General features: G+C 70.9%; 22 protein-coding genes. 5 read left to right on the forward strand and 17 right to left on the reverse strand.

The window, feature by feature from the left end; translation table 11 throughout:
- Positions 1–143: 143 nt before the first annotated feature.
- The 4 genes from ACZ66S_RS24790 to atzF are packed head-to-tail and all read left to right on the forward strand — an operon-like array spanning position 144 to position 6,854.
- A complete protein-coding gene (locus tag ACZ66S_RS24790) occupies positions 144–974 on the forward strand; it encodes an urea amidolyase associated protein UAAP1 (protein WP_469903701.1) in 831 nt (276 codons plus the stop codon).
- Positions 971–1,684 (forward strand): urea amidolyase associated protein UAAP2, encoded by a 714-nt coding sequence (locus tag ACZ66S_RS24795; RefSeq protein WP_469903702.1) that lies wholly within the window; start codon positions 971–973, stop codon positions 1,682–1,684. The genes ACZ66S_RS24790 and ACZ66S_RS24795 overlap by 4 nt, the downstream gene beginning before the upstream one ends.
- Positions 1,681–5,187: a 5-oxoprolinase/urea amidolyase family protein gene (locus tag ACZ66S_RS24800; protein ID WP_469903703.1), complete on the forward strand. Its 3,507-nt coding sequence runs from the start codon at positions 1,681–1,683 to the stop codon at positions 5,185–5,187. Before ACZ66S_RS24795 ends, ACZ66S_RS24800 begins: the two co-directional genes overlap by 4 nt.
- A gap of 14 nt (positions 5,188–5,201) precedes the next feature.
- Positions 5,202–6,854 carry an allophanate hydrolase gene (gene atzF, locus ACZ66S_RS24805; RefSeq protein WP_469903704.1) on the forward strand — a complete coding sequence of 551 codons (1,653 nt, stop codon included), beginning with the start codon at positions 5,202–5,204 and terminating at the stop codon, positions 6,852–6,854.
- Between the two features lie 64 nt (positions 6,855–6,918).
- Here atzF and ACZ66S_RS24810 read toward each other — a convergent pair whose 3' ends face one another.
- From ACZ66S_RS24810 to ACZ66S_RS24865, 12 genes are all read right to left on the reverse strand, one after another.
- A complete protein-coding gene (locus tag ACZ66S_RS24810) occupies positions 6,919–9,780 on the reverse strand; it encodes a DEAD/DEAH box helicase (protein ID WP_469903705.1) in 2,862 nt (953 codons plus the stop codon).
- Between the two features lie 40 nt (positions 9,781–9,820).
- Positions 9,821–10,711, reverse strand: a complete 891-nt coding sequence (locus tag ACZ66S_RS24815; protein WP_469903706.1) for a diacylglycerol kinase — start codon at positions 10,709–10,711, stop codon at positions 9,821–9,823.
- Between the two features lie 31 nt (positions 10,712–10,742).
- Complete coding sequence (gene tatC / locus ACZ66S_RS24820) at positions 10,743–11,693, reverse strand: twin-arginine translocase subunit TatC (protein WP_469903707.1); 951 nt, start codon at positions 11,691–11,693, stop codon at positions 10,743–10,745.
- A gap of 48 nt (positions 11,694–11,741) precedes the next feature.
- Entirely contained in the window at positions 11,742–12,032 is a 291-nt protein-coding gene (gene tatA, locus ACZ66S_RS24825; protein ID WP_359035312.1) for a Sec-independent protein translocase subunit TatA, read from the reverse strand.
- Positions 12,033–12,290: 258 nt separating this feature from the next.
- Positions 12,291–12,485, reverse strand: coding sequence for a hypothetical protein (locus ACZ66S_RS24830; protein ID WP_356592705.1), 195 nt, complete (start codon positions 12,483–12,485; stop codon positions 12,291–12,293).
- 10 nt (positions 12,486–12,495) lie between these two features.
- Positions 12,496–12,786, reverse strand: coding sequence for a hypothetical protein (locus ACZ66S_RS24835; RefSeq protein ID WP_469903708.1), 291 nt, complete (start codon positions 12,784–12,786; stop codon positions 12,496–12,498).
- Positions 12,783–13,847 (reverse strand): helix-turn-helix transcriptional regulator, encoded by a 1,065-nt coding sequence (locus ACZ66S_RS24840; protein WP_469903709.1) that lies wholly within the window; start codon positions 13,845–13,847, stop codon positions 12,783–12,785. Before ACZ66S_RS24840 ends, ACZ66S_RS24835 begins: the two co-directional genes overlap by 4 nt.
- A 19-nt stretch (positions 13,848–13,866) precedes the next feature.
- Entirely contained in the window at positions 13,867–14,820 is a 954-nt protein-coding gene (locus ACZ66S_RS24845; protein ID WP_468374915.1) for a helix-turn-helix transcriptional regulator, read from the reverse strand.
- A 187-nt stretch (positions 14,821–15,007) separates the two neighbouring features.
- A complete protein-coding gene (locus tag ACZ66S_RS24850) occupies positions 15,008–15,379 on the reverse strand; it encodes an FKBP-type peptidyl-prolyl cis-trans isomerase (RefSeq protein WP_020117713.1) in 372 nt (123 codons plus the stop codon).
- 88 nt (positions 15,380–15,467) lie between these two features.
- Entirely contained in the window at positions 15,468–16,472 is a 1,005-nt protein-coding gene (locus ACZ66S_RS24855) for an FKBP-type peptidyl-prolyl cis-trans isomerase (protein WP_469903710.1), read from the reverse strand.
- Positions 16,473–16,599: 127 nt separating this feature from the next.
- Positions 16,600–17,961 carry a Pup--protein ligase gene (gene pafA, locus ACZ66S_RS24860; RefSeq protein ID WP_121404192.1) on the reverse strand — a complete coding sequence of 454 codons (1,362 nt, stop codon included), beginning with the start codon at positions 17,959–17,961 and terminating at the stop codon, positions 16,600–16,602.
- Positions 17,962–17,970: 9 nt separating this feature from the next.
- Positions 17,971–19,230: an MFS transporter gene (locus ACZ66S_RS24865; protein WP_469903711.1), complete on the reverse strand. Its 1,260-nt coding sequence runs from the start codon at positions 19,228–19,230 to the stop codon at positions 17,971–17,973.
- An 88-nt stretch (positions 19,231–19,318) separates the two neighbouring features.
- Between ACZ66S_RS24865 and ACZ66S_RS24870 the strand changes: the two genes are divergently transcribed.
- Entirely contained in the window at positions 19,319–20,335 is a 1,017-nt protein-coding gene (locus ACZ66S_RS24870) for a LacI family DNA-binding transcriptional regulator (protein ID WP_469903712.1), read from the forward strand.
- A gap of 70 nt (positions 20,336–20,405) precedes the next feature.
- Here the strand turns inward: ACZ66S_RS24870 and prcA are convergent, their stop codons facing one another.
- The 5 genes from prcA to dop all read right to left on the reverse strand — a co-directional run bounded on the left by prcA (position 20,406) and on the right by dop (position 24,541).
- A complete protein-coding gene (prcA, locus tag ACZ66S_RS24875; RefSeq protein ID WP_469903713.1) occupies positions 20,406–21,161 on the reverse strand; it encodes a proteasome subunit alpha in 756 nt (251 codons plus the stop codon).
- A 60-nt stretch (positions 21,162–21,221) separates the two neighbouring features.
- Complete coding sequence (gene prcB, locus ACZ66S_RS24880) at positions 21,222–22,067, reverse strand: proteasome subunit beta (protein ID WP_469903714.1); 846 nt, start codon at positions 22,065–22,067, stop codon at positions 21,222–21,224.
- Complete coding sequence (locus ACZ66S_RS24885; protein WP_469903715.1) at positions 22,019–22,531, reverse strand: endonuclease VII domain-containing protein; 513 nt, start codon at positions 22,529–22,531, stop codon at positions 22,019–22,021. The genes prcB and ACZ66S_RS24885 overlap by 49 nt, the downstream gene beginning before the upstream one ends.
- A gap of 124 nt (positions 22,532–22,655) precedes the next feature.
- Positions 22,656–22,874, reverse strand: a complete 219-nt coding sequence (locus ACZ66S_RS24890; RefSeq protein WP_067429475.1) for a ubiquitin-like protein Pup — start codon at positions 22,872–22,874, stop codon at positions 22,656–22,658.
- Positions 22,875–23,029: 155 nt separating this feature from the next.
- Positions 23,030–24,541, reverse strand: coding sequence for a depupylase/deamidase Dop (dop, locus tag ACZ66S_RS24895; protein ID WP_469903716.1), 1,512 nt, complete (start codon positions 24,539–24,541; stop codon positions 23,030–23,032).
- Positions 24,542–24,775: the final 234 nt, after the last annotated feature.

Consider the following 24,775-nt stretch of genomic DNA (forward strand, 5'->3'; position numbering starts at 1 on the left):
GACAACGCACCCCACCCCCCCCCAGCGCAGCAACCGGTGAGCCCCCAGTAACCCCACCGCAACACCCGAGCAATCCCCCCGACCAACCCCACCCCTAATTTCTGTCAAGCGACAGAAACACCCCCCGGAGCCGGAGGTCCGCCATGGCCACAGAGACCACGTACGGAGCCCGAGACCACGCCCGCGCCCGCGCCCAGGAGGGCACCAGGGCCGAGGCCATGCCCGTCGTCCCGGCCGGCGACTGGCCGGAGCCACCCCCCGCGCCCGGCCCCCTCGTATGGGCGGAGACCGTCGCGGGCGGCAACTACACCCACCGCGCCCTCGCCCGCGGCACCGAACTCCGCCTCACCGACCTGCACGGAGACGCCTGCGCCCACCTCCTGCTGTACGCGGAGGGCCGCCCCTGGGAGCGTCTGAACGTCGCCGACACGGTCAAGGTGCAGTGGAACGCCTACCTCGGCGAGGGCCAACTCCTCCTCTCCGACCAGGGCCGCGTCCTCGCAAGCCTCGTCGCCGACACCTCCGGCCGGCACGACGCCCTGTGCGGCACCTCCACCCTGGCCCGCAACACCGCCCGCTACGGCGACGGCACCCCCCAGAGCCCCTCCCCCGCCGGCCGCGAGCTCTTCAAGCTGGCGGCCGCGAAGAACGGCCTCGCACCCCGCGATCTCCCGCCCTCCCTCTCCTTCTTCCAGGGCGTACGCATCCACGAGGACGGCACCCTCGGCTTCACCGGCTCCGCGGGCCCCGGCGCCGCCGTCACCCTCCGCGCCGAACAGGACGTGACGGTGCTGATCGCGAACGTCCCGCACCCCGCCGACCCCCGCGCCGACTACGTCAGCACCCCGCTGGAGGTCCTCGCCTGGCGCGCCGCCCCCACCCGCGCCGACGATCCCCTCTGGGACGCCACCCCCGAAGGCCGCCGCGCCTTCCTCAACACCGCCGACTTCCTCGCTTCGAAGGGACGCGCATGAAGACCGTCGTTCCGGCCCGCGCCGCCTGGTCGTCCGTCGTCCGCGCGGGCGAGACGCTCACCGTCACCGACCTGCACGGCAACCAGGCCGTCGACTTCCTCGTCTACGACGCCCACGACACGGCCGTCCGCTACAGCGCCCCCGACACCGTGCAGGCGCAGGGCGGCATCTTCCTCACCACGGGCAGCGTGCTGATGTCCAACGAGCACACCCCGCTGATGACGGTCACCGCCGACGACGTGGGCCGCCACGACACGGTCGGCGGCGCCTGCTCCAAGGAGTCGAACACCCTGCGCTACGGCCACCACACCTGGTCGCAGCACGCGTGCGTGGACAACTTCCTCGCCGAGGGCGCGAGGTACGGGCTCGGCAAGCGCGACCTCGTCTCCAACATCAACTGGTACATGAACGTCCCCGTCGAGAAGGACGGCACCCTCGGCATCGTCGACGGCATCTCCGCCCCGGGTCTCTCCCTGACCCTGCGCGCCGAACGCGACGTCCTCGTCCTCGTCTCCAACTGCCCCCAGATCAACAACCCCTGCAACGGCTTCGACCCCACCCCCGTCGCCATGACGATCAGCTCCACGCAGACCCCGGCCACCCCCACGGAGACCCGGACCACTCCCACGGCCACCGCGACCGCCACCGCCACCACCGGCCTTGCCCCCGCCCCCCGGCCCACGGCCCCCACCCCCGGAGCCGACGCATGACCTTCGACACCCTCCTCGTCGCCAACCGGGGCGAGATAGCGGTCCGCATCCTCCGCACCGCCCGCGACCTGGGCCTGCGCACCGTAGCCGTGTACTCCGACGCCGACCGGGCCGCACCCCACGTCCGCCTCGCCGACACGGCCGTACGCCTCGGCCCGGCGCCAGCGAAGGAGTCGTACCTCGACGCCGACCTCGTCCTCAAGGCGGCCAAGGACACCGGCGCGGGCGCGATCCACCCCGGTTACGGCTTCCTGTCCGAGGACGCCGCCTTCGCCCGCCGCTGCGAGGACGCGGGGATCGTGTTCGTCGGCCCGACCCCCGCCCAACTGGAGCTGTTCGGCGCGAAGCACACGGCCCGGGCCGCGGCGCAGGCGGCCGGGGTGCCGCTGGCGCCGGGGACGGACCTGCTGCCCTCGCTCGACGAGGCCCTCGCCGCCGCCGGAGCCATCGGCTACCCGGTCATGCTCAAGGCCACCGGCGGTGGCGGCGGCATCGGCATGTCGGCCTGCCGCTCCGCCGGCGAACTGACCGACGCCTGGGACCGGGTGCAGCGCGTCGCCGCCGCCTCCTTCTCCTCCGCGGGTGTCTTCCTCGAACGGCTCGTCGAGGACGCCCGCCATGTCGAGGTGCAGGTCTTCGGCGACGGCGAGGGCACGGTCGTCACCTTCGGCGACCGCGACTGCTCCCTCCAGCGCCGCAACCAGAAGGTCGTGGAGGAGGCCCCGGCACCGGACCTCCCCGCACACGTCCGCGCACAACTCAGCGCGAGTGCACGCGACTTGTGCGCCTCCGTCGGTTACCGCTCCGCGGGCACCGTCGAGTTCGTGTACGACGCCGCCCGCGAGGAGGCCTGCTTCCTGGAGGTCAACACCCGTCTCCAGGTGGAGCATCCGGTCACCGAGGAGATCTACGGCGTCGACCTGGTCGCCTGGATGCTCCGCCTGGCCCGGGGCGAGCGGGACGTCGTCCGCGAACCGGGCCCCCCGCGCGGCCACGCCGTCGAGGCCCGCCTCTACGCCGAGGACCCCTCCCGCGAACACCGGCCCAGCGCCGGCCTGTTGACCCGGGTCGACTTCCCCACCGGGGTCCGCGTCGACAGTTGGGTGGAGACCGGCACCGAGGTGACGACGTCGTACGACCCGATGCTCGCGAAGGTCATCGCGTACGGCCCGGACCGCGCCCACGCGCTGCGACGGCTGGACGAGGCCCTGGCGCGCACCCGTGTCGACGGCATCGAGACCAACCTGGGCCTGGTCCGGGCGGCGCTCGCCGACCCCGCCTTCAGGGAGGCCGCCCACTCCACGGCGACCCTCTCCGGGGTGCGGGACCCCACCCCGCGCATCGAGGTGGTGGCCGCGGGCACCCTCACCACGGTCCAGGACTGGCCGGGCCGCACCGGCTACTGGCAGGTCGGCGTGCCCCCGAGCGGCCCGATGGACGACCGCTCCTTCCGGCTCGGCAACCGGGCACTGGGCAACCCGGAAGGCGCTCCCGGCCTCGAATGCACCCTGCGAGGACCGTCGTTGATGTTCACCCACCCCACGACCGTCTGCGTGACGGGCGCTGGGGCACCGGTCACCGTCGACGGCACGCCGGTGCCGCAGTGGGAGCCGGTGACCGTGCCCGCGGGCGGTGTCCTGGCGGTCGGCACACCCGCCGAGCACGGCCTGCGGACGTACGTCCTGTTCGCGGGCGGCCTCGACGTCCCGGCCTTCCTCGGGAGCGCGAGCACCTTCACGCTGGGCCGCTTCGGTGGACACGGCGGACGGGCGCTGCGGACGGGCGACGTGCTGCACGGAGGCGGTCGCGCCGAGGGAACGCCCGTCGCGGAGCGCCCCTCCTTCACCTCCGCCTGGCACCTGGCCGCCGTCGAAGGCCCGCACGCCGCACCGGAGTTCTTCACCGAGGAGGACGTTCACGACTTCTACGCCGCCGAGTGGAAGGTCCACTTCAACTCGGCCCGCACCGGAGTCCGCCTGGTCGGCCCCAAGCCGCGCTGGGCCCGCGCCGACGGCGGCGAGGCCGGCCTGCACCCCTCCAACATCCACGACACCCCGTACTCGGTCGGCGCGGTCGACTACACGGGCGACATGCCGGTGCTGCTGGGCCCGGACGGGCCCTCGCTGGGCGGGTTCGTGTGCCCGGCGACCGTCGTCAGCACCGACCGCTGGAAACTGGGCCAGCTCCGCCCCGGCGACACGGTCCGCTTCGTGCCGGTGCGCACCGACGGCTCGGCGCGCCCGGCGATCGTGGACGGCGGCATCCTCGCCCGCGACGGCGACGTGACGTACCGGCGCAGCGGCGACGACAACCTGCTGGTCGAGTTCGGCCCGATGCAACTGGACCTGGCGTTGCGCCTGCGCGTCCACGCGCTGATGGAGGCGGTCGCCGCGCTCGGCCTGGACGGCGTCACCGACCTCACCCCGGGCATCCGCTCGCTCCAGATCCGCACGGCCCCGGACCGGCTGCCCCAGCACCAACTCCTCGCCGCCGTAAGGGAGATCGCCCGGGCCCTGCCCCCGTCCGACGAACTGGTCGTCCCCTCCCGCACGGTCCACCTCCCGCTCTCCTGGGACGACCCGGCGACCCGTGAGGCGATCGCCCGCTACATGGCGGGCGTCCGCGACGACGCCCCCTGGTGCCCGTGGAACATCGAGTTCATCCGCCGCGTCAACGGCCTGAGCTCGGTGGACGACGTCTTCCGCACGGTCTTCGACGCGGAGTACCTCGTCCTCGGCCTGGGCGACGTCTACCTGGGTGCCCCCGTGGCCACCCCCCTCGACCCGCGCCACCGCCTGGTGACCACGAAGTACAACCCGGCACGCACCTGGACCGCCGAGAACTCGGTCGGCATCGGCGGCGCGTACCTGTGCGTCTACGGCATGGAGGGCCCCGGCGGTTACCAGTTCGTGGGCCGTACGACCCAGGTGTGGTCGCCGTGGCGGCAGCGCGGCGCGTTCGAGCCGGGCTCGCCCTGGCTGCTGCGCTTCTTCGACCGCATCAGGTGGTATCCGGTGAGCGCGGACGAACTCCTGGAGCTGCGCGCCGACATCATCTCCGGCCGCTTCGTGCCCCGCATCGAGGAGGGCACCTTCTCGCTCGCCGAGTACCAGGGCTTCCTCGCCGAACACGCCGATGCCATAGCCGAGTTCAGGGTGCGCCAGCAGGCGGCGTTCGCCGCGGAGCGGGACGCGTGGGAGGCGGCGGGCGAGTTCGCCCGGGCCGAGTCGGTGGCCCCGCCGGCGACCGCCCCGGCCGACATCGCGGTCCCCGCGGGAGGCCGTCTGATCGAGGCCGAGTTCGCCGCCTCGGTCTGGCAGGTGAACGTCCAGCCGGGCGACGAGGTGACGGCCGGACAGCCGCTCCTCGCCCTGGAGGCGATGAAGATGGAGTCCAGGGTGCACGCACCGGCGGCCGGTGTCGTCGCGGAGATCCTGGCCGGACCGGGCGACCAGGTGGAGGCGGGCACGGCACTGCTGGTCCTGGCCCCGCCCGCCCACTGAAGGAGGAGCGAGCCATGTCCAGCACCGTCACCCGGGTCCGTGCCGCCTACGACCGTGTCGAGGCCGTCGACCGCCCCGAGATCTGGATCGACCTGCGCCCGCGGGAGGAGGTCGAGGAGGAGGCCCGGGCGGTCGACGAACGGCTCGCGAGGGGCGAGCGGCTCCCCCTCGCGGGCCGCCTGTTCGCCGCCAAGGGCAACATCGACGTGGCGGGCCTGCCCACCACGGCGGGCTGTCCGTCGTACGCCTACCGTCCCGAGGCCGACGCCCCGGTGGTCGCCCGTCTCCGCGCGGCGGGCGCGATCGTGCTGGGCACCACGAACCTGGACCAGTTCGCGACGGGCCTGGTCGGCACCCGCTCCCCGTACGGCGCGGTCCGCAACGCGTACGACCCGGCGAGGGTGAGCGGCGGTTCCAGTGCCGGCTCGGCGGTCGCGGTGGCGCTGGGCATCGTCGACTTCGCCCTCGGCACCGACACGGCGGGCTCGGGCCGCGTCCCGGCCGCCTTCAACGGCATCGTCGGTCTGAAGCCCACCCGCGGCCTGGTTCCCACGGCCGGGGTCGTCCCGGCGTGCGCCTCGATCGACTGCGTGACCGTCTTCGCGCGCACCCTCCCGGAGGCCGAGCAGGCGCTCTCCCACATGGCGACGGGCACCGCCCCGGCCCTGCCCGGACGCCGCCCCGGCCCCTGGCGGATCGCGGTCCCCGCCCGTGAGCAGCTCGGCGAACTGGACGAGGGCTGGGCGCAGGCGTACGAGACGGCGGTGGACCACCTCGTCACGGCCGGCGCGTCCGTCCGCGAACTCGACCTCACGCCGTTCACGCAGGCGGCGGCGATGCTCTACGAGGGCGCGTTCGTGGCCGAGCGCTACACGGCGGTGGGAGCCTTTGTCGACAAGGCGACGGCCGCGGTGGACGACTGTCTCGACCCCACGGTCGCCGCCATCATCACCCGGGCGCGCGACCTCCCGGCCCATCAGCTCTACGCGGACCTGGACCGGCTGGCCGCTCTCCGCACCCGGGCGCTTACCGAACTGGCCGACGCGGACGCGCTGTTGTTGCCGACGACCCCGGGCCACCCCACCCTCGCCGAGGTCGCCGCCGATCCCCTGGGCGCCAACGCCCGCCTGGGCCGCTTCACCAACTCCACGAACCTGTTCGAACTGGCCGCGGTCGCCGTCCCGGCGGGCGAGGTGCACGGCCTGCCGTTCGGCGTGATGCTGATCGGCCCGGCGCACACCGACGAGCGCCTGGCGAGGATCGCGGGCCTGCTCCGGCCGGAGACCCGCCTCGCGGTGGTCGGCGCCCACCTGACGGGCCAGCCGTTGAATCCCCAACTCCTGTCCCTGGGCGCCCGTTACGACCGTACGACCACCACGGCCCCGGTCTACCGGCTGCACGCCCTGCGCACGGACCCGCCGAAGCCGGGCCTGGTCCACGTGGGCGAGGGCGGCGCCGAGATCGAGGCGGAGGTGTGGCGTCTCCCCGCGGAGGCCCTGGGCCACCTCCTGACGGCCCTCCCCCGCCCGATGACCCTGGGCAGGGTGGCCCTGTCGGACGGCACCCACGTCCCCGGCTTCCTGTGCGAACCGAGCGCCCTGGAGGACGCCGAGGACATCACGTCATACGGAGGCTGGCGCGGCTTTCTGCAACGCGGGTCGAGCTGAGGCTGCAGGGGCGCGGGGAACTGCGCGACCGGCCCCCACGCACCCGCACCCGCCCCCGAAGCCGTCACCCCACCGACGAGTAGGCCACGACCCCCCGCAGCAACAGATCAACGGCCTTGCGCGCGTTCTTCGCGACCGTGGACCCCCCGTTCCCGGACACCGGCGCCGCCGCCGAGATCTGCCCCAGCACGTCGATCACCTGCTTGCACCACCGCACGAAGTCCCCGGCCGGCATCTCCGCCTCCCGGAGCACCTCGTCCAGCCCCTTCCCCGAGGCCCACATGTACGCGGACCAGGCGAACCCGAGATCCGGCTCCCGCTGCCCGACGCCCTCGGCCTGGTTGATCCGGAAGTCCTCCTCCAGGGCGTCCAGCCGACCCCAGATCCGCACCATCTCACCGAGCGCCGCCTTGGCCTTCCCGGACGGCAGCTTGGGCGCCATGGCGTCGTCGCCCACCCGGGACTCGTACACCAACGCCGACACGCACGCGGCGAGTTCGGCGGGGGCGAGCCCCTCCCAGACGCCTTCCCGCAGGCACTCGCTGGCCAGCAGGTCGAGCTCGCCGTACAACCGGGCCAGCCGCTTGCCGTGCTCGGTGACCTCGTCGCCGCGCAGGTAGTCCAGCTCGGTCAGCAGGGCCACGATCCGGTCGAAGGTCCGCGCGATGGTGTTCGTACGCCCCTCGATGCGCCGCTCGAGCTGCGAGGTGTCACGCAGCAACCGGTGGTAGCGCTCGGCCCAACGGGCGTGGTCCTCACGGTCGTTGCAGCCGTGGCAGGGGTGGGCCCGGATCGCCGTCCGCAGCCGCGCGATCTCGCGGTCGTCGGCGGCCTGCGACCGCTGCTTCCGCGCCCGCTCCGGCGGAATGTGCCCGGCCTTGGTGCGCAGCGCGGAGGCCAGGTCCCGGCGGGACTGCGGCGAGCGCGGGTTGAAGGACTTGGGGATCCGCATCCGCTCCAGGGCCTCGACCGGCACCGGGAAGTCCATCGACGCGAGCCGCTTGACCTGCCGCTCGGCGGTCAGCACCAGCGGTCGCGGACCGTCGTGGTGCTCGAAGCCCCGGTGGCCGTTGGACCGCCCGGCGGGCAGGCCCGGGTCCAGCACGAGCGCGAGACCGGCGTACTTGCCCGTCGGCACGTGGATGACGTCGCCCGGCTTGAGCTTCTCCAGCGCCACGGCCGCCTCGGCCCGCCGCTGGGAGGCACCCTGCCGGGCCAGCTCCGTCTCCCGGTCCTTGAGTTCGCGGCGCAGCCGCGCGTACTCCTCGAAGTCGCCGAGGTGGCAGGTCATGGAGGCCTTGTAGCCGTCGAGACCCTCCTCGTTGCGCTGCACCTGCCGGGAGATCCCGACGACCGACTTGTCGGCCTGGAACTGTGCGAACGACGTCTCCAGGAGCTCGCGCGAGCGGTGCCGCCCGAACTGCTCCACGAGGTTGACCGCCATGTTGTACGACGGCTTGAAGCTGGAGCGCAGCGGGTACGTGCGCGTGCCGGCGAGTCCCGCCAGGTGCTCGGGGCTGCTGCCGCGCTGCCACAGCACGACCGCGTGGCCCTCGACGTCGATGCCGCGCCGCCCGGCCCGCCCGGTGAGCTGGGTGTACTCGCCGGGGGTGATGTCGGCGTGCTGCTCGCCGTTCCACTTGACGAGCTTCTCCAGCACCACCGAACGCGCGGGCATGTTGATGCCCAGCGCGAGCGTCTCGGTGGCGAACACGGCCTTGACCAGGCCGCGTACGAACAGTTCCTCGACGACCTCCTTGAAGGTCGGCAGCATGCCCGCGTGGTGGGCCGCGATGCCGCGCTCCAGGCCCTCCAGCCACTCGTAGTACCCGAGGACGTGGAGGTCCTCGGTCGGGATGGACGCGGTGCGCTCCTCGACGAGGGCGCGCACCCTGCCCCGCGCCTCGTCGTCGTTCAGCCGCAGTCCCGCGTACAGGCACTGCTGTACGGCGGCCTCGCAGGCGGCGCGGCTGAAGATGAAGGTGATGGCGGGCAGCAGGCCCTCGGCGTCCAGCCGCTCGATGACCTCCGGCCGGCTCGGCGTCCACACCTTCGACCGCTGCCGCCGCTCGCGCTCCCGGTCGGCCTCGCGCATCGCCCGGCCGCGCCTGCGGTCCTGGTACGACGGCCGCTGGGCCTCCATGCGGGCCAGCCGCGCGAGATCGGGGTTGACGGCCTTCTTGTTGCCCTCGCCCTCCTCGAACAGGTCGTACATCCGCCGTCCGGCGAGCACGTGCTGGAACAGCGGCACGGGCCGGTGCTCGGAGACGATCACCTGGGTGTCGCCGCGGACGGTGTCGAGCCAGTCGCCGAACTCCTCGGCGTTGGACACGGTCGCCGACAGCGACACAAGGGTCACCGACTCGGGGAGGTGGATGATCACCTCCTCCCACACGGCGCCCCGGAAGCGGTCGGAGAGGTAGTGCACCTCGTCCATGACCACGTATCCGAGGCCGAGGAGGGTCTGCGAGCCCGCGTACAGCATGTTTCGCAGGACCTCGGTGGTCATCACGACCACGGGGGCGTCGGAGTTGACGCTGTTGTCGCCGGTGAGCAGGCCGACCTTGTCGGCACCGTAACGGCGGCTCAGGTCCGCGTACTTCTGGTTGGACAGCGCCTTGATGGGGGTGGTGTAGAAGCACTTCTTGCCCTGTTGCAGGGCAAGGTGGACGGCGAACTCGCCGACGATCGTCTTGCCGGAGCCGGTGGGGGCGGCCACCAGCACGCCCTTGCCGGCCTCGAGCGCCTTGCAGGCCTCGATCTGGAAGGGGTCGAGACCGAAGTCGTACATCTCGCGGAAGCCCGCGAGCGCGGTGGCCTGCTCGGCTGCCCGCAGGCGGGCTGCCGCGTACCGCTCGGCCGGTGAGAGGTCCTCTGTCATCGTGCTTTCGAGCGTACCCGGCAGCACTGACAACAGGACGATCATTATCCGGATCGGGGTCCGTGAAACCCGCCCTTCGCGCAGTTCAAGGGCCCACCACGGACACCGCCCCGCGGACGCAGCGCGCGCTCAGCGGCAGCGGTCCGAGCGGCTCGCCGTCCGCGTACCCCGTGACGTCCGCCGCGCTGATCCCGACGCTCGCCGCCCGCAGCACGGTGACCTTGGGATGGTCGACGTGGGTGCCGCGGTACACGCTCGGGAACACCCGCAGCAGGGTCGTACGGCTGCAGTCGCCGACCACGGTGATGTCGAACAGCCCGTCGGTGAGGTCCGCCCCCGGACAGATCCGCATGCCGCCGCCGTACGACGATCCGTTGCCGACCGCCACCAGGGTCGCCTCGACCTCGTGGACCCGGCCGTCGTCGAGCGTGATCCGGTACGGGAGGGGCCGGAAGGCGGCCAGCTCGGCGAGCATCGCGAGGTCGTACTTGAGGCGCCCAGCGGGCCATCTCATGCGGTTGCCGCGGTCGTTGACGCGGGAGTCGAAACCGGAGGCGAGGACGGTGCCGAACCAGTGGTCGCCGACCCGCCCCAGGTCGGTGTCGTGGATCCGGCCCTCCTTGAGGGCGTCGGCGATCAGCCGGCCCGCGGCGGCGGGGTCGCACACCGGCAGCCCGAGGGCGCGGGCGAAGTCGTTGCCGGTGCCCGCGGCGACCAGCCCGAAGGGGGTGCTCGTGCCCGCGACGGCCTGCAGGGCGAGGTTGGCCATGCCGTCGCCACCGACCGCGATGAGGGCGCCGGTGCCGTCCCTGACGGCGGCACGCGCGCGTGCGAGGGCGTCGGCGGCGTCCTCGCCGAGTACGGTCCGCACGGCGAAGCCCGCCGCCCGCAACGCGGAAGCGGCCGGCTGCGCCGCGTGGGCGCCCCGGCCGCGCCCTGCGGTGGGGTTGACGAAGAGGGTGATCTCGCTGGTCACGGAAGTGACCCTACGATCCGCTCCCCGGTCGTCAGGTCACGTCGTCATAACCGTTGACCCGGTCCGTGGCGGCCTGCTCGGGCAACGCCCGGCTGGCGGAGACGGTCTCGACCTCGCCGATGTCCTCGGGGGTCAGGTCCAGGTCGGAGGCCTCGTCGTCGTCGGGGCCCTCGGCATCGCGGCGGCGCCTGCGCCGGTCGTTGAGCAGGGAGAAGGCGGTCGCCGCGAAGTACAGGACCCAGATCGGCGCGGCCAGCGCCAGCATCGTCAGCGGGTCGGTGCTCGGCGTGGCGACGGCCGCGAACACCGTGATGGCCATGATCATGCCGCGCCACCAGCCGAGCATCCGCTTGCCGGTGATCAACCCGGTGAGGTTGAGGAAGACCAGCAGCAGGGGCAGCTCGAAGGAGAGGCCGAAGACCAGCACCATGCGCAGGACGAGGTCGAGCAGGTCGTCCAGCGGCAGCAGGTTGGAGGTGCCGCCCGGGGTGAAGCCGATCAGCACCTGTGCCGTGGTCGGCAGGACCGTGTAGGCGAAGTAGGCGCCGATGAGGAACAGCGGGGCGCCCGTGCCGACGAAGGCGTAGGCGTACTTCTTCTCGTGCCGGTGCAGGCCGGGGGCGACGAAGGCCCAGAGCTGGTAGAGCCACACCGGCGAGGCCGCGACGACACCGGCCATCAGCGACACCTTCAGGGCGAGCGTGAAGGGCGCGAGCAGGCCGTTGATCGTGATCTCGGCGCAGGGCTTGGTCGACTTGGTCGACTTGGCCAGTTCCGCGAAGGACTTGTCACAGCCGACCGAGTCGAGGATCGGCTTGGTGATCAAGTTGATGATGTCGTTGTAGAAGAAGGCGGCGACGACCGTGACAAGTACGATGGCCAGCATCGCCTTCGCGAGCCGGTTGCGGAGCTCACGAAGGTGATCCGCGAGAGGCATCCGCCCCTCGGGATCCCTCTCTTCTCTGCGGGCAGACTTGAGCAACCCACGTTCCCATCTCGTGCGGGCGGGCCGGTGGTCACCGGCCCCGCGTCAGCGCTTGGTCGTGTCCGTCGGCTCGGTGACCGGGCGCGAGCTCGTCACGTCGCCGGGGGCGGCCTGGATGGTGCGCTGAGCCGGGTTCTGCTCGTCGGTGGTGGGCGGGCCGGCCGGGGTGGCCGTGTTGCTGCCGCCCTCCTCCTTCATCGCCTTGGCCTCGCTCTTGAGGATGCGAGCGGACTTGCCGAGCGAGCGCGCCATGTCGGGAAGCTTCTTCGCGCCGAACAGCAGGATGATGACGACGAGGATGAGAATGATCTCGGGGGCGCCGAGCCTTCCGAACATAAGTCTTTACCTTCTCACCGAGGCGGCTTGTGGGGTGCTGTCCGACTGATCGGACAAGTGTCCGATCAGTCGTGCTGGCAGCGATCGTAACGCTCAGGGGTGAACGCCTGGCAATCCCTGTGCGTACTCCCGGTTCGCGGCCGAGCCTCGTTATCCGGTCCGCGACCAGCAGCGTACCTGCCGACCCTGCCACGATGACAGGTCGAAGTGGCCCAAAACGCATGCGGTGCCCTACTCACACCCAACTCTCAGCCGTACTCACAGCGAGTCCACAGAACGGGCCGTGCTCACCGCCGCGCGCTCCAGATCCTCCGCTGCCCTGCTGATACGCCGCGCGGAGTCGGTGACCTGGCGCCCCAGACGCTGCGCCTCCAGGAAGACCCGCACGGCGAGCACCCCGAGCACGACGAGACCCACGAAACCCACAGCTACCGCGAACATCGGCCAGAACATGGCACCGAGCCTAGAGGGTGGAGTGCAGGCGCAGCGTGCGGACCCCGCCGCCGGTCAGCAGCTCCACGATCCGCTCACCGGCCGGCTTGCGGACGGCCGCTCCGCACTCGGGGCAGGTGAAGGAGTAGAAGGTGGTGCGGCTGCTCGCGCCGATGGCCAGGCGGAGCGCGCCGGCGGCCAGCTCGAACCGCTCCCGGCAGTCCGGGCAGCCCGCCCTGAAGGTCACCGGAGCCGCGCTTCTCATCCCCGCGAAGGCGGCAGCCACCGTGATGCCCTCACCGGACGTCGCCGACTCGCTCAAAGCCCCTGCTCCTGCCTGTCGTACGGACCGTCGTCCTGCCTGTCGTGCTCCGCGTCCGCCGCGTGCGCGCCCTGCGCCTCGACCCCGTCGTAGGCCGCCAGGGCCTCGCGGGCGGCCTCGCGGGCGCTGTCGGCGAGGCCGCGCGGCGAGACGATGCGGCCGTCGCGGCCGAGCCGGAGCGCCAGCCTGCGCAGCGACGCCGGGTCGGGGGTGCGCAGGGTAATACGCAGCCCGCCGTCGGAAAGCTCATCCGCACTGTCGTGCGGGTAGTACTCGGCGACCCAGCGCCCGCCGGGGCCGACCTCGACGACCACCTCGGGGTCCTCGGCCGCGGGCTGCACGAGCCCCTCCGAGAGGTCCCTGAGCTCGACCTCGGGCGGCGCGGACGGCTCGTCGAGGATCTTGATCTCGGCGACCCGGTCGAGGCGGAAGGTGCGGCGCGCCTCGGAGCGGCGGCACCAGGCCTCGACATAGGTGTGGCCGACGCTGACCAGCCGGATCGGGTCGATCTCACGCTCGGTGAGTTCGTCGCGGGCGGGTGAGTAGTAGCGGATCCACAGCCGTCGGCGCTCGGAGATGGCCCGGTCGACGTCCGCGAAGACGCCGCCCTCGGACTCGAAGGTCACCGACAGGCGGGCGCTGGCCCCGGCGGTCTCACCGGCCGCGGTCTCCACCTTGGCGGTGGCCCGCAGCAGTGCCTGTCGGTCGCCCTCCCGGAGGCCGGGAAGGGTGGCGACCGCGCGGGCGGCCACCAGCAGCGCGGTGGCCTCGTCGGCGGCGAGCCTGAGCGGCTCGGCCGTCTCCTCGCCGAGGGCGGCGGGGTTGTGCCACCAGATCCGCTCCCCGTCGGTGTCGATGTCGAGGAGGTCGCCGCCGCGGAAGCTGGTGCCGCACATGGGCAGCACATCGAGGTCGGAGACCAGCTCGTCCTCGGTGATCCCGAAGGCGCGGGCCACGTCCTCGACCCGTGCGCCGGGACGCTCCTTCAGATAGGTCACCAGCGAGAGCATCCGCCGGGTCTGGTCGATGGCGTTCGTGGGCCTGACCGGTTTGCCTGCCACAGTTCTCTTCCGCTCCCCCTCAGCCCTTGGCCACGGCACGCAGCCGGTCCACCACGTCGGCCCGCAGCTCGGCGGGCTCCAGGACCACCACGTCGGGACCGAACTCGACCAGCCAGGCGTCCAGCCCGTGGCCGTACGGAATCTCCAACTCGTCCCAGCCGTCGCCCAGTTCCCGCACCGCGGTGGCCTTCGCCCGCAAGGGGTAACCGGCACCCGTGCGCAACCGGATCAGCGCGCTGCGGTCGGCGGTCTCCCCCGCCCAGCTCGCCACGGTCTCCCGCACGGTGACGACGTCGGGCACCGGGGCGGTGAACCGCGCCCCGCGCGAACGCACCTTGCCGGTGATCCGCGAGAGCCGGAAGACCCGCTCGGCACCCCGGTCCCGGTCGAATCCGGCCAGGTACCAGTGGCCGCGCCAGCACTCCAGCGCCCACGGCTCGACATGGCGCGGCTCGGGACGGGCGGCGGTGGCCTTGCGGTAGTCGAAGACGACCGGGCGGCGGTCACGGCAGGCGAGCATCAGCGGCTCGAAGGACGCCTCGTGCACCGGGATGCGCGGCTCGAGGGCGCCGTGCGCCTCGTACGGGTCGACGTCCTCGGGCAGCCCGGCCGCGCGCAGTTTCTGCAGCGCGCCGCTGGCCGCGCCGGCGAGCCGGGCCTGCTGCCACACCTTGGCGGCCAGCCCGAGGGCGGCGGCCTCCTCGGCGTCGAGGGTGATGGGCGGCAGCCGGTTGCTGTCGCGGCGGGCCAGGTAGCCGACTTCGCCGTCGAGGTTCTCAACGGTCTCGATCACCAGCCCGAGTTCGCGCAGATCGTCCTTGTCGCGCTCGAACATCCGGTTGAAGGAGTCGTCGGAATTGGCTTCCAGGTAGGCCTCGATGGACTCCCTGAGCTCGCGCTTGCTCAGCGGCCGTCGCGTCCCGAGCAGACACAGCGCCAGGTTCATCAGCCGCTCGGCCTTGGCAATGGCCATCGACGCCCTTCGCCTCCCTATGTGCTTACGGACGATGACCGTACCGCCCCGGAGGAGCAAGGCAAAAGCCGAGGGCCCATGCCCGGACAGGCATGGGCCCTGCTCGATCAGGTCCGGTCGGATGCCGTACGACGATCAGACCGCGACAGGATCTTTTACGACTTCTCCGGTGACTCCGGTACGACGATCAGACGCCGAGGAGGTCGACCACGAAGATCAGGGTCTCACCGGGCTTGATCGCCGGGGTGGGGCTCTGGTTGCCGTAGGCCAGGTGGGCGGGGATGGTGAGCTGGCGGCGACCGCCGACCTTCATGCCCTGCACACCCTGGTCCCAGCCCTTGATGACCCGGCCGCCGCCCAGCGGGAAGCGGAACGGCTGGCCACGGTTCCAGCTCGCGTCGAACTCCTCGCCGGTGCTGAAGGCCACGCCCACGTAGTGGACGGTGACGGTCTGGCCGGCCTGCGCAACCTCGCCGTCGCCCTCCCAGATGTCCTTGATCTCCAGGTCCGCCGGGGGCTCGCCGCCCGGGAAGTCGATCTCGGGCTTGTCGATGCTCACGTCACTCGCTCCTGCTTGTTCACGGAAAGGCAACAGGGACCAGTCTTACATCCCCGCCACGGGGACCTGCGCGCATGTCCCCCGTGCGTCACATCTTCGCGAGGATGTCCACGGTGAAGACCAGCGTGGAGTCCTTCTCGATACCGCTGCCGGCCGGCGGGTTGTCGCCGTAGCCCAGCTTCGGCGGGATGGAGATCAGCACCCGGCTGCCGACCTTCTTGCCGGTCAGACCCTGCGCCCAGCCCTTGACGACCTGCTGGAGCGAGAACGACGCGAGCTGCTTGCGGCTGTACGTCGAGTCGAACTCCTTGCCGGTGTCCCACACCACGCCCTTGTACTGCACGAGCAGTGTGCTGTCGGCCGCGACCTCGTCGCCGTCGCCCTCGATGACGTACTCCGACACCAGCTTGGTCGGCGCGTCGACCTTGGGGATCTCGATCGAGGGGGCCTTGCCGTCGGTGTTGGTGCCGACCTTGGGCAGCTTGGCGTCGCCCTGTGCGACGTTCTTGCCCTTGGCGGAGCTCTTCGCGTTGAAGGTGTCCTGGACGTCGACGACGAACACCAGCGTGTCGGTGCCCTTGATGCCCGCCTGCGCGTTGCCCTCCTTGCCGTAACCCCAGGTGGGCGGCACGGAGAACATGACCCGGCTGCCGGCCTTCTTGCCCGTCAGGGCGTACCGCCAGCCGTCGATGATGCTGTTCTGCGCGAGCTGGATCACCAGCGCCGTCTTGCGGTCGTAGGAGTTGTCGAAGACCTTGGCCGTGTTCCAGATCTGGCCCAGGTAGTGGGCCTGGACGTAGTCGCCCTCGGCGATGGTGGTGCCGCCGCCGGCGATGAGCGTCTTGACCGCGAGGTCCTTCGACGGATCGCCGGTGCCCTTGGCGACCGTCGGCTTCTCACCGAACTTCGTGCCCGCCGTGACCGCGGGCAGCGGGCCGTCGACGATCTTCGGCGGCGGCGCCTGGGAGACCGAGGACGACGGCGAGGGTGACGTGCTGTCGCTCGCCTTGCTCGAGTCGGACTTGTCGTCACCGCAAGCGGCGAGTGTGGCCAGTCCTGCGGGAACGGCGATGAGAAGGGAGCGTCGGCGCACGGTGGGGGCCTCGTAATCGGTCGATCTTGTTGATGGCGTGCGCGCAACTCTACGGCGTGCGAAGGGCGCCGTACGGGAAACGTACGGCGCCCGTGTTGCGTTCCGGCGGTGACGCGGAACGCACTGCTCACATTCCGGCGATCAGTTTCTCCACCCGGTCGTCCACCGACCGGAACGGGTCCTTGCACAACACCGTGCGCTGCGCCTGGTCGTTGAGCTTGAGGTGGACCCAGTCGACGGTGAAGTCCCGGCGCTGTTCCTGGGCCCTGCGGATGAAGTCGCCGCGCAGCCGGGCCCGAGTGGTCTGGGGCGGCACGGACTTGCCCTCGAAGATCTTCAAGTCGTTGCAGATACGGGCTGCTTGACCCTTCTTCTCCAGGAGGTAGTACAGCCCACGACGGCGGTGGATGTCGTGATACGCGAGGTCTATCTGCGCGACCCGCGGGTGGGACATGGTCATGTTGTGCTTGGCCCGGTACCGCTCGATGAGCTTGTACTTCATGACCCAGTCGATCTCGGTGCCGATCCGGTCGAGATCCTCCGCCTCGATCGCGTCCAGCGTGCGGCCCCACAGCTCCAGGACCTGCTCCACGGTTCCGGTGCGGATGCCCCGGCGCTCGCAGAAGTCCACGGCCTTCTCGAAGTACTCGCGCTGCACCTCCAGCGCGGAGGCCTCCCGGCCGCTGGCCAGACGCACCTTGCGCCGGCCGGTGATGTCGTGGCTGACCTCGCGGATCGCCCGGATCGGGTTCTCCAGGGTCAGGTCGCGCATCACGGTGCCCGCCTCGATCATGCGCAGCACCAGGTCGGTCGCGCCGACCTTCAGCAGCATGGTCGTCTCGGACATGTTCGAGTCGCCCACGATGACGTGCAGGCGGCGGTAGCGCTCGGCGTCCGCGTGCGGCTCGTCGCGCGTGTTGATGATCGGCCGGGACCGGGTCGTCGCCGAGGAGACGCCCTCCCAAATGTGCTCGGCCCGCTGGCTGACGCAGTAGACCGCGCCCCGCGGGGTCTGCAGCACCTTGCCGGCACCGCACAGAAGCTGGCGGGTGACCAGGAACGGAATGAGAATGTCCGCGAGCCGGGAGAACTCCCCGTGGCGGGCGACGAGATAGTTCTCGTGGCAGCCGTAGGAGTTGCCGGCCGAATCCGTGTTGTTCTTGAAGAGGTAGACGTCGCCCGCGATTCCTTCCTCGTGCAGGCGTCGTTCGGCGTCCACCAGGAGTCCTTCGAGAATGCGCTCGCCCGCTTTGTCGTGGGTGACCAGTTCGGTCACGTTGTCACATTCGGGTGTCGCGTATTCCGGATGTGAGCCCACGTCGAGATAGAGGCGTGCGCCGTTTCGCAGAAAGACATTGCTGCTGCGGCCCCATGACACGACACGGCGGAAGAGGTACCGCGCCACCTCGTCGGGAGACAGGCGCCGCTGTCCCCTGAACGTACACGTGACGCCGTACTCGTTCTCCAGCCCGAAAATGCGGCGGTCCATGACTGAACATTACGCCCGATCCCCCGAGCTGAAACGGGGTTCGGCCGCACGGTTTGGATCATTTTCCGATGAAGACGCAACCACCACCCGCCCGGCGGGAGCTGACAGGACGCCTCCCGTGACCAGCAGAACCAGCAGGGACACGCCCCCCGCGACACTCGGCACGGCGAAGCCCCACAGCGCCCCGCCGCCCTCGACGACCGGGCCCGCGAGCCCCGTTCCGACCGAGGCGCCGACGGTGAACGTCGTCACCACCCAGGAGAAGGCCTCCGTGACCGTCCCGGCCGGCGCGTGCCGGTCGACCAGGACGAAGGCACAGGCGATCACGGGCGCCAGGAACACACCCGCAAGGACCATCAGCAGCGTCATCGCGACCGCGCCCGGCATCAGCGTCAGCGGCAGGTAACACACCGCCAGGAACCCCACCAGGACCTGCAGTCGCCGCGCCGGCTCACCGGCCCACTGCCGCGCCCCGTACACCGTGCCGCCCACCAGGGCCCCGAGACCGATCCCGGCCATCAGCCAGCCGTACACCGCGTCCCCGCCGTGCTCGTCCGCGTACGGCACCGAAGCGACCGTGATGGACCCGAGCGCCATCCCGACGAACAGGAACGCCCCGAGCAGCGCCAGGAGTCCGGGCGAGCGCAGCGCACCGAGCCAGTGCGCCTCCCGCGGCCCCGAACGCCACGCGCGCGAGGGCGCCGACACCACGACCGACAGGGCCCCGAGGACCCCGATGACGTTCAGCACCACCAGCGCCGCCTGCGCCGACCACAGCGACACGCACAGCGTCACCAGCAACGGCCCCACGGTGAACATGACTTCCTGCGCCACCGCGTCCATCGCGTACGCCGTGTGCACCTGGTCCTGCCGGCGCAGCACGCTCGGCCACAGCGCCCGCAGACCGCCCTCCAGCGGCGGTGTGAACAGCCCCGCGGCCGCCACGGCCGCGTAGGCGAGCGGAAGCGGGTCGGTGCCGGTGAGGGCGAACAGGGCCATCGCGAGCGCCGACACCACGGCGGCCGGGAGCTGCACCCGGGGCTGGCCGTGCAGGTCCACGAGGCGGCCCAGCACCGGCTGCCCCACGGCGTTGGCGACCCCGTAGACGGCCGCCAGAGCCCCCGCGAGGCTGTACGTACCGCCCTCCGCCCGGACGAACAGCACGATCGCGATCGCCGCGGTGGCGTTCGGCAGCCGGCCCACCAGCGTCCCCGTCAGCAGGCGCGCCGCATGCCTCGCCCTGAGGATCTCCAGGTATCCCGCGGCCATGTCCCGCCTCCAAGTAATACGTATAACGTCGACTCCCATACGTACCATGTGCGCTGTTCGGACGTCCAGACGAAGGAGCGGACCCACGGTGGCACGCAGCAGCACGCGACCGACCAGCCGCGACGTCGCACAGGCGGCCGGCGTGTCCCAGGCCGCCGTCTCACTCGTCCTCGGCGACAAATGGCGCGGCCGGGTCTCCGAGACCACCGCCGAACGCGTCCGCGAAGCCGCCCGCGACCTCGGCTACCGGCCCAACCTCGCCGCCCGCAACCTCCGCCTCGGCCACACCCGCACCGTCCTCCTCGTCGTCCCCGCCCTGACCACCGAGTTCTTCGCCGGCGTCTACACCGGCGCCGCACGCGTCGCCGCCGACCACGGCTTCGGCGTCGTCCTCTACCCCTCCCCCGAAGGCGTCGGCCCCGCCCGCGACCCCTTCGCCTCCGCCCAGGCCGCCCTGGACGGCGTCATCGCCTCCTCCATGGCCGCCGACGCCCTCACCGCCATCCGCGGCGACCAGCTCCCTCTCGTCATGCTCGACAGCGACCCCGCCGGCAGCCTCGGCGCCGCCACCGTCAACCTCGACATCGCCGACGGCGTCCGCCAGGTCGCCGACCACCTCCTGGGCCTCGGCCACCGCCGCTTCCTGCACCTCGCCGCCGACGTGCCCTCCTGGACCTTCGACGTCCGCGCACACGAACTCGCCGCACGCCTCGACACCGTCCCCGGCACCTCAGTCCGCACCGCCCACGCACCCATCTCCATCGACGGCGCCCTGGCCGCCGCGGAAGCCGCCCTCGCCGCCCCCGGGCCCCGCCCCACCGCCCTCGTCTGCGACGACGACAAACTCGCCGCCGGCGCCTACAAAGCGGCACGACGACTCGGACTGCGCGTCCCCGACGACATCTCCGTCACCGGCCTCGACGACCTCGCCCTCGCCACCGCCCTCGACCCCGAGCTCACGACCGTACGACTCGACGCCGAGCTCTTCGGCGAACGCGGCATGCACGCCCTCCTCGCCGTCCTGGAGGGCCGTACACCCGACGCGGGCGACATCCCCGTCGAACTCGTCGTACGGGGCTCCACAGCACCCCCCAGCGCCCCCTGAACGCCCTGTGCCCCGGCCGTAGAACCGGCCGGGGCACAGAAAGGGTGACGATCACACGCGACCCGCGGGGCTACTCCTTGTCGGAGCCCTCCGCCTCGTCCGCACTCTCCGCCTCCGTGGACGCACCCCCGGCCTCCAGAAGCCGACCGAGCTGACGCCCCACGATCCGCTTGAACTTGCGCTGCTGCGGACGCGTACGGTCCAGCACCGCGACCTCCAGCCGCTCCGCGGGAATCTCCCGCTCACTGCCGTTGGTGTCCCGGGACAACGCCTGCACCGCCAGCTTGAGCGCCTCCGCCAGACTCATGCCGTCCTGGTGACGCTGATCCAGATAGCTGCTGATCTGCTCCGCGTTGCCACCCACCGCGACCGAGCCGTGCTCGTCCACGATGGAACCGTCGTGCGGCAGCCGGTAGATCTGATCCCCGTCCGGCGTCTCACCGACCTCGGCCACCACCAGCTCCACCTCGTACGGCTTCTCACCGGCCGAGGAGAAGATCGTGCCCAACGTCTGCGCGTAGACGTTGGCGAGACCGCGCGCGGTCACGTCGTCACGGTCATAGGTGTATCCCCGCAGGTCGGCGTAGCGAACGCCACCGATCCGCAGGTTCTCGTACTCGTTGTACTTGCCGGCGGCCGCGAAGCCGATCCGGTCATAGATCTCACTGAACTTGTGCAGCGCACGGGACGGATTCTCACCGACGAACACGATGCCGTCGGCGTACTGCAGCACGACCAGGCTGCGACCACGGGCGATGCCCTTGCGGGCGTACTCCGCCCGGTCGGCCATCGCCTGCTGGGGGGAGACATAGAACGGCGTCGACACCGGTTATCCGTCCCTTTCTGTGGAAGTCACTGCGATCACCTCGAACAAGACGCGTGGCGCCTACAGCAGCGCGGCCCGCGGGCCGTCCGGCTGCTCCAGACGCCGCTCCAGGATCGAACGGGCGATCTCGGAGGACTCCTCGTCGGTGAGCCGACGGAAGCCGTCCTCGGTGATCACGGTGACGATCGGGTAGATCCGGCGGGCGACATCGGGACCACCGGTCGCCGAGTCGTCGTCGGCCGCGTCGTACAGAGCCTGCACCACCAGCGTGGTCGCCTGCTCCTCGCTCAGATCGTCACGGAAGAGCTTCTTCATGGCACCACGCGCGAAGATCGAGCCCGAACCGGTGGCGGCGAAGTTGTGCTCCTCGGAACGACCGCCCGTCACGTCGTACGAGAAGATCCGGCCCCGCTCCCGGTCCACGTCGTACCCCGCGAACAACGGCACCACGGCCAGCCCCTGCATCGCCATGCCCAGGTTGGAACGGATCATCGTGGACAGCCGGTTCGCCTTGCCCTCCAGCGAGAGCTGCGCCCCCTCGACCTTCTCGAAGTGCTCCAGCTCCAACTGGAACAGCTTCACCATCTCCACGGCGAGACCGGCGGTGCCGGCGATCCCGACGGCCGAGTACTCGTCGGCCGGGAACACCTTCTCGATGTCCCGCTGGGCGATGACGTTCCCCATGGTCGCCCGGCGGTCACCGGCGAGCACGACGCCCCCGGGGAACGTGACGGCGACGATGGTCGTCCCATGCGGCGCCTCGATCACGCCCTGCGTGGGCGGCAGTTGCCGGTTGCCCGGCAGCATCTCCGGCTGATGCGCGGACAGGAAGTCCATGAAGGACGACGACCCAGGCGTCAGGAAGGCAGATGGTAGACGCCCGGTGCTACGAGTGTTGGCTTCCACGCGATTCCTTCCACGTAAGCAGCAGCCCGCCTTATGGCATCGGGCCGATCCTTGAACTGCCCCAGTGCGGCATTGCAGCTGAAGCACAGTACGCCTCGGACCCTACCCGTCTTGTGGCAGTGATCCACATGCTCGGCGGGAGCGTCAAGGCAGATGCAGCAGACGCCCTGCTGCGCCACGATCAACCCGTCCAACTCCGCCGGGGTGAGACCGTACTTGCGCTTGAAGTAACTGATCCGGTTCCGTTCGGCACGGCACTCGCGGCAGTAGCTCGACCAGCCGTCCGACGAGGACTTGTTCCGCTCCCACTCGGAGTGCGGCTTCACCTCTTCGCACTGCGGGCACCGCTTGTGTCCTTGCGGGACCAGGACCTTCTCCCGGACCTTCTTCCCCTTCGCCTCCTGGCGCTGCCGGTAATACTCCGCAGAGCACTCACGGCAGTACGCTTGGAGGCCGTCGGGCATGGACTTGTTGCTGGCGAACGCCGCTCGCGGCAGATGCTGCCTACACCGCGAGCAGCGCCGCCGCCCTGGACCTTCGGCCACCCAAACTCCCCCGCACCACCTTCATTTCGAAGGCGCAAGCGACCTACTGGCCACCCTTCTGAACGAAGGACCTCACGAAATCCTCAGCATTCTCCTCGAGCACATCATCGATCTCGTCCAGGACGGAGTCGACGTCGTCGCTCAGCTTCTCCTGGCGTTCCTTGAGGTCCTCGGAGCCCTGCGCCTCCGCAGTCTGCTCCTCGACCTCCTCGGTGTTGCGGGTGGCCTTCTGCTGTCCGCCGCCGGTGTCCTTGGTCGCCATAACCCCTCACCCCGCTCGGTTCGACGTTCTTGATCAGACCCTACAAGCAGGGTCTGACATCGGCCCCGCAGTTCCTACAACGTACGGGGGCCATCTCGATGATTCCCTCTGGCCGGGTTTTCCACCCTGCGGGAGGACTCGGCCCGGGTATCCGTTCAGTTGCCCGACAACACCCTGACCAGGTCTTCTGCCGTGCGACACCGGTCCAGGAGCTCCTTGACGTGATTTCGCGTTCCGCGAAGCGGTTCGAGGGTTGGGACCCGCTGGAGCGAGTCCCGGCCCGGCAGGTCGAAGATCACCGAGTCCCAGGAGGCCGCGGCGACGTCGTCGGCGTACTGCTCCAGGCAGCGGCCGCGGAAGTACGCGCGGGTGTCCTCCGGGGGCTTGGTGCGGGCCCGCTCGACCTCGTCCTCGTCGAGCAGGCGCTTGATGCGGCCGCGGGCCGCGAGGCGGTTGTAGAGGCCCTTGTCGGCGCGTACGTCGGCGTACTGGAGGTCCAGGAGGTGCAGCTTGGCCGCGTCCCAGTCGAGGCCGTCACGGCGCCGGTAGCCCTCCATGAGCTCGCGCTTGGCGACCCAGTCGAGCTCGCCGGCGAGGCTCATGGGGTCGTTCTCCAGGCGGTTGAGGGTGTCCTCCCAGCGGGCGAGGACATCCTTGGTCTGGTCGTCCGCGTCGGAGCCGAAGCGCTCCTCGACGTACTTGCGGGAGAGCTCGTAGTACTCCATCTGAAGCTGGACCGCGGTGAGTGTGCGGCCGCTGCGGAGGGTGACCAGGCGCTGGAGGGTCGGGTCGTGGGAGACCTGGTGGAGGGTGCGGACGGGCTGGTCGACGGCGAGGTCGACGGCGATGAAGCCGTCCTCGATCATCGACAGGACCAGGGCCGTGGTGCCGAGCTTGAGGTAGGTGGAGATCTCCGAGAGGTTCGCGTCGCCGATGATCACGTGGAGGCGGCGGTACTTCTCGGCGTCGGCGTGGGGCTCGTCGCGGGTGTTGATGATCGGGCGCTTCAGGGTGGTCTCGAGGCCTACCTCGACCTCGAAGTAGTCGGCGCGCTGGCTGAGCTGGAAGCCGTGTTCGTGGCCGTCCTGGCCGATGCCGACGCGGCCGGCGCCGGTGACGACCTGGCGGGAGACGAAGAAGGGCGTGAGGTGGCGCACGATGTCCGAGAAGGCGGTTTCCCGCTTCATCAGGTAGTTCTCGTGCGTGCCGTAGGACGCGCCCTTGTTGTCGGTGTTGTTCTTGTAGAGGTGGATGGGCTGGGCGCCGGGGAGCTGGGCGGCCCGCTCGGCGGCCTCGGCCATGATGCGTTCGCCGGCCTTGTCCCAGAGGACGGCGTCGCGGGGGTTGGTGACCTCGGGGGAGCTGTATTCGGGGTGCGCGTGGTCGACGTAGAGCCGTGCGCCGTTGGTGAGGATGACGTTGGCGAGGCCGATGTCCTCGTCGGTGAGCTGGCTGGAGTCGGCGGCCTCGCGGGCGAGGTCGAAGCCCCGCGCGTCCCGCAGCGGATTCTCCTCCTCGAAGTCCCAGCGGGCCCGGCGGGCCCGGTGCATCGCCGCCGCGTAGGCGTTGACGATCTGGGATGAGGTGAGCATGGCATTGGCGTTGGGGTGGCCGGGGACGGAGATCCCGTACTCCGTCTCGATGCCCATTACTCGCCGTACGGTCATGCGGCCCTCCTTGCCCGGCGGCGCCCTCGGTCGGGGGCGGCGCTCAAGTACCGCTGGCGCTCCGGTGCGTGTGCGGTGCCCGTCCCCGCACTGCGCGACTCGGCGGTACCGAAGAGCCTAGAACGGCTCCGCGCTGGTGGGGAGATCATTTGCGTCATTGCCTTGCTCGCCTTTGATCCGGTTGGTTGCCTGAAAAACAGTCGGCTGCGGGTACCCCGTTGTGGGCACCCGCAG

Source organism: Streptomyces sp. NPDC107471, assembly GCF_055582845.1.

Bases quoted from the DNA above. Each gene is read 5' to 3' on its own strand.
- ACZ66S_RS24790 (WP_469903701.1), top strand. From the start codon at position 144: ATGGCCACAGAGACCACGTACGGAGCCCGAGACCACGCCCGCGCCCGC.
- ACZ66S_RS24795 (WP_469903702.1), top strand. From the start codon at position 971: ATGAAGACCGTCGTTCCGGCCCGCGCCGCCTGGTCGTCCGTCGTCCGC.
- ACZ66S_RS24800 (WP_469903703.1), top strand. From the start codon at position 1,681: ATGACCTTCGACACCCTCCTCGTCGCCAACCGGGGCGAGATAGCGGTC.
- atzF (WP_469903704.1), top strand. From the start codon at position 5,202: ATGTCCAGCACCGTCACCCGGGTCCGTGCCGCCTACGACCGTGTCGAG.
- ACZ66S_RS24810 (WP_469903705.1), bottom strand. From the start codon at position 9,780: ATGATCGTCCTGTTGTCAGTGCTGCCGGGTACGCTCGAAAGCACGATG.
- tatA (WP_359035312.1), bottom strand. From the start codon at position 12,032: ATGTTCGGAAGGCTCGGCGCCCCCGAGATCATTCTCATCCTCGTCGTC.
- ACZ66S_RS24830 (WP_356592705.1), bottom strand. From the start codon at position 12,485: ATGTTCTGGCCGATGTTCGCGGTAGCTGTGGGTTTCGTGGGTCTCGTC.
- ACZ66S_RS24845 (WP_468374915.1), bottom strand. From the start codon at position 14,820: ATGGCCATTGCCAAGGCCGAGCGGCTGATGAACCTGGCGCTGTGTCTG.
- pafA (WP_121404192.1), bottom strand. From the start codon at position 17,961: ATGGACCGCCGCATTTTCGGGCTGGAGAACGAGTACGGCGTCACGTGT.
- ACZ66S_RS24865 (WP_469903711.1), bottom strand. From the start codon at position 19,230: ATGGCCGCGGGATACCTGGAGATCCTCAGGGCGAGGCATGCGGCGCGC.
- ACZ66S_RS24885 (WP_469903715.1), bottom strand. From the start codon at position 22,531: ATGCCCGACGGCCTCCAAGCGTACTGCCGTGAGTGCTCTGCGGAGTAT.
- ACZ66S_RS24890 (WP_067429475.1), bottom strand. From the start codon at position 22,874: ATGGCGACCAAGGACACCGGCGGCGGACAGCAGAAGGCCACCCGCAAC.
- dop (WP_469903716.1), bottom strand. From the start codon at position 24,541: ATGACCGTACGGCGAGTAATGGGCATCGAGACGGAGTACGGGATCTCC.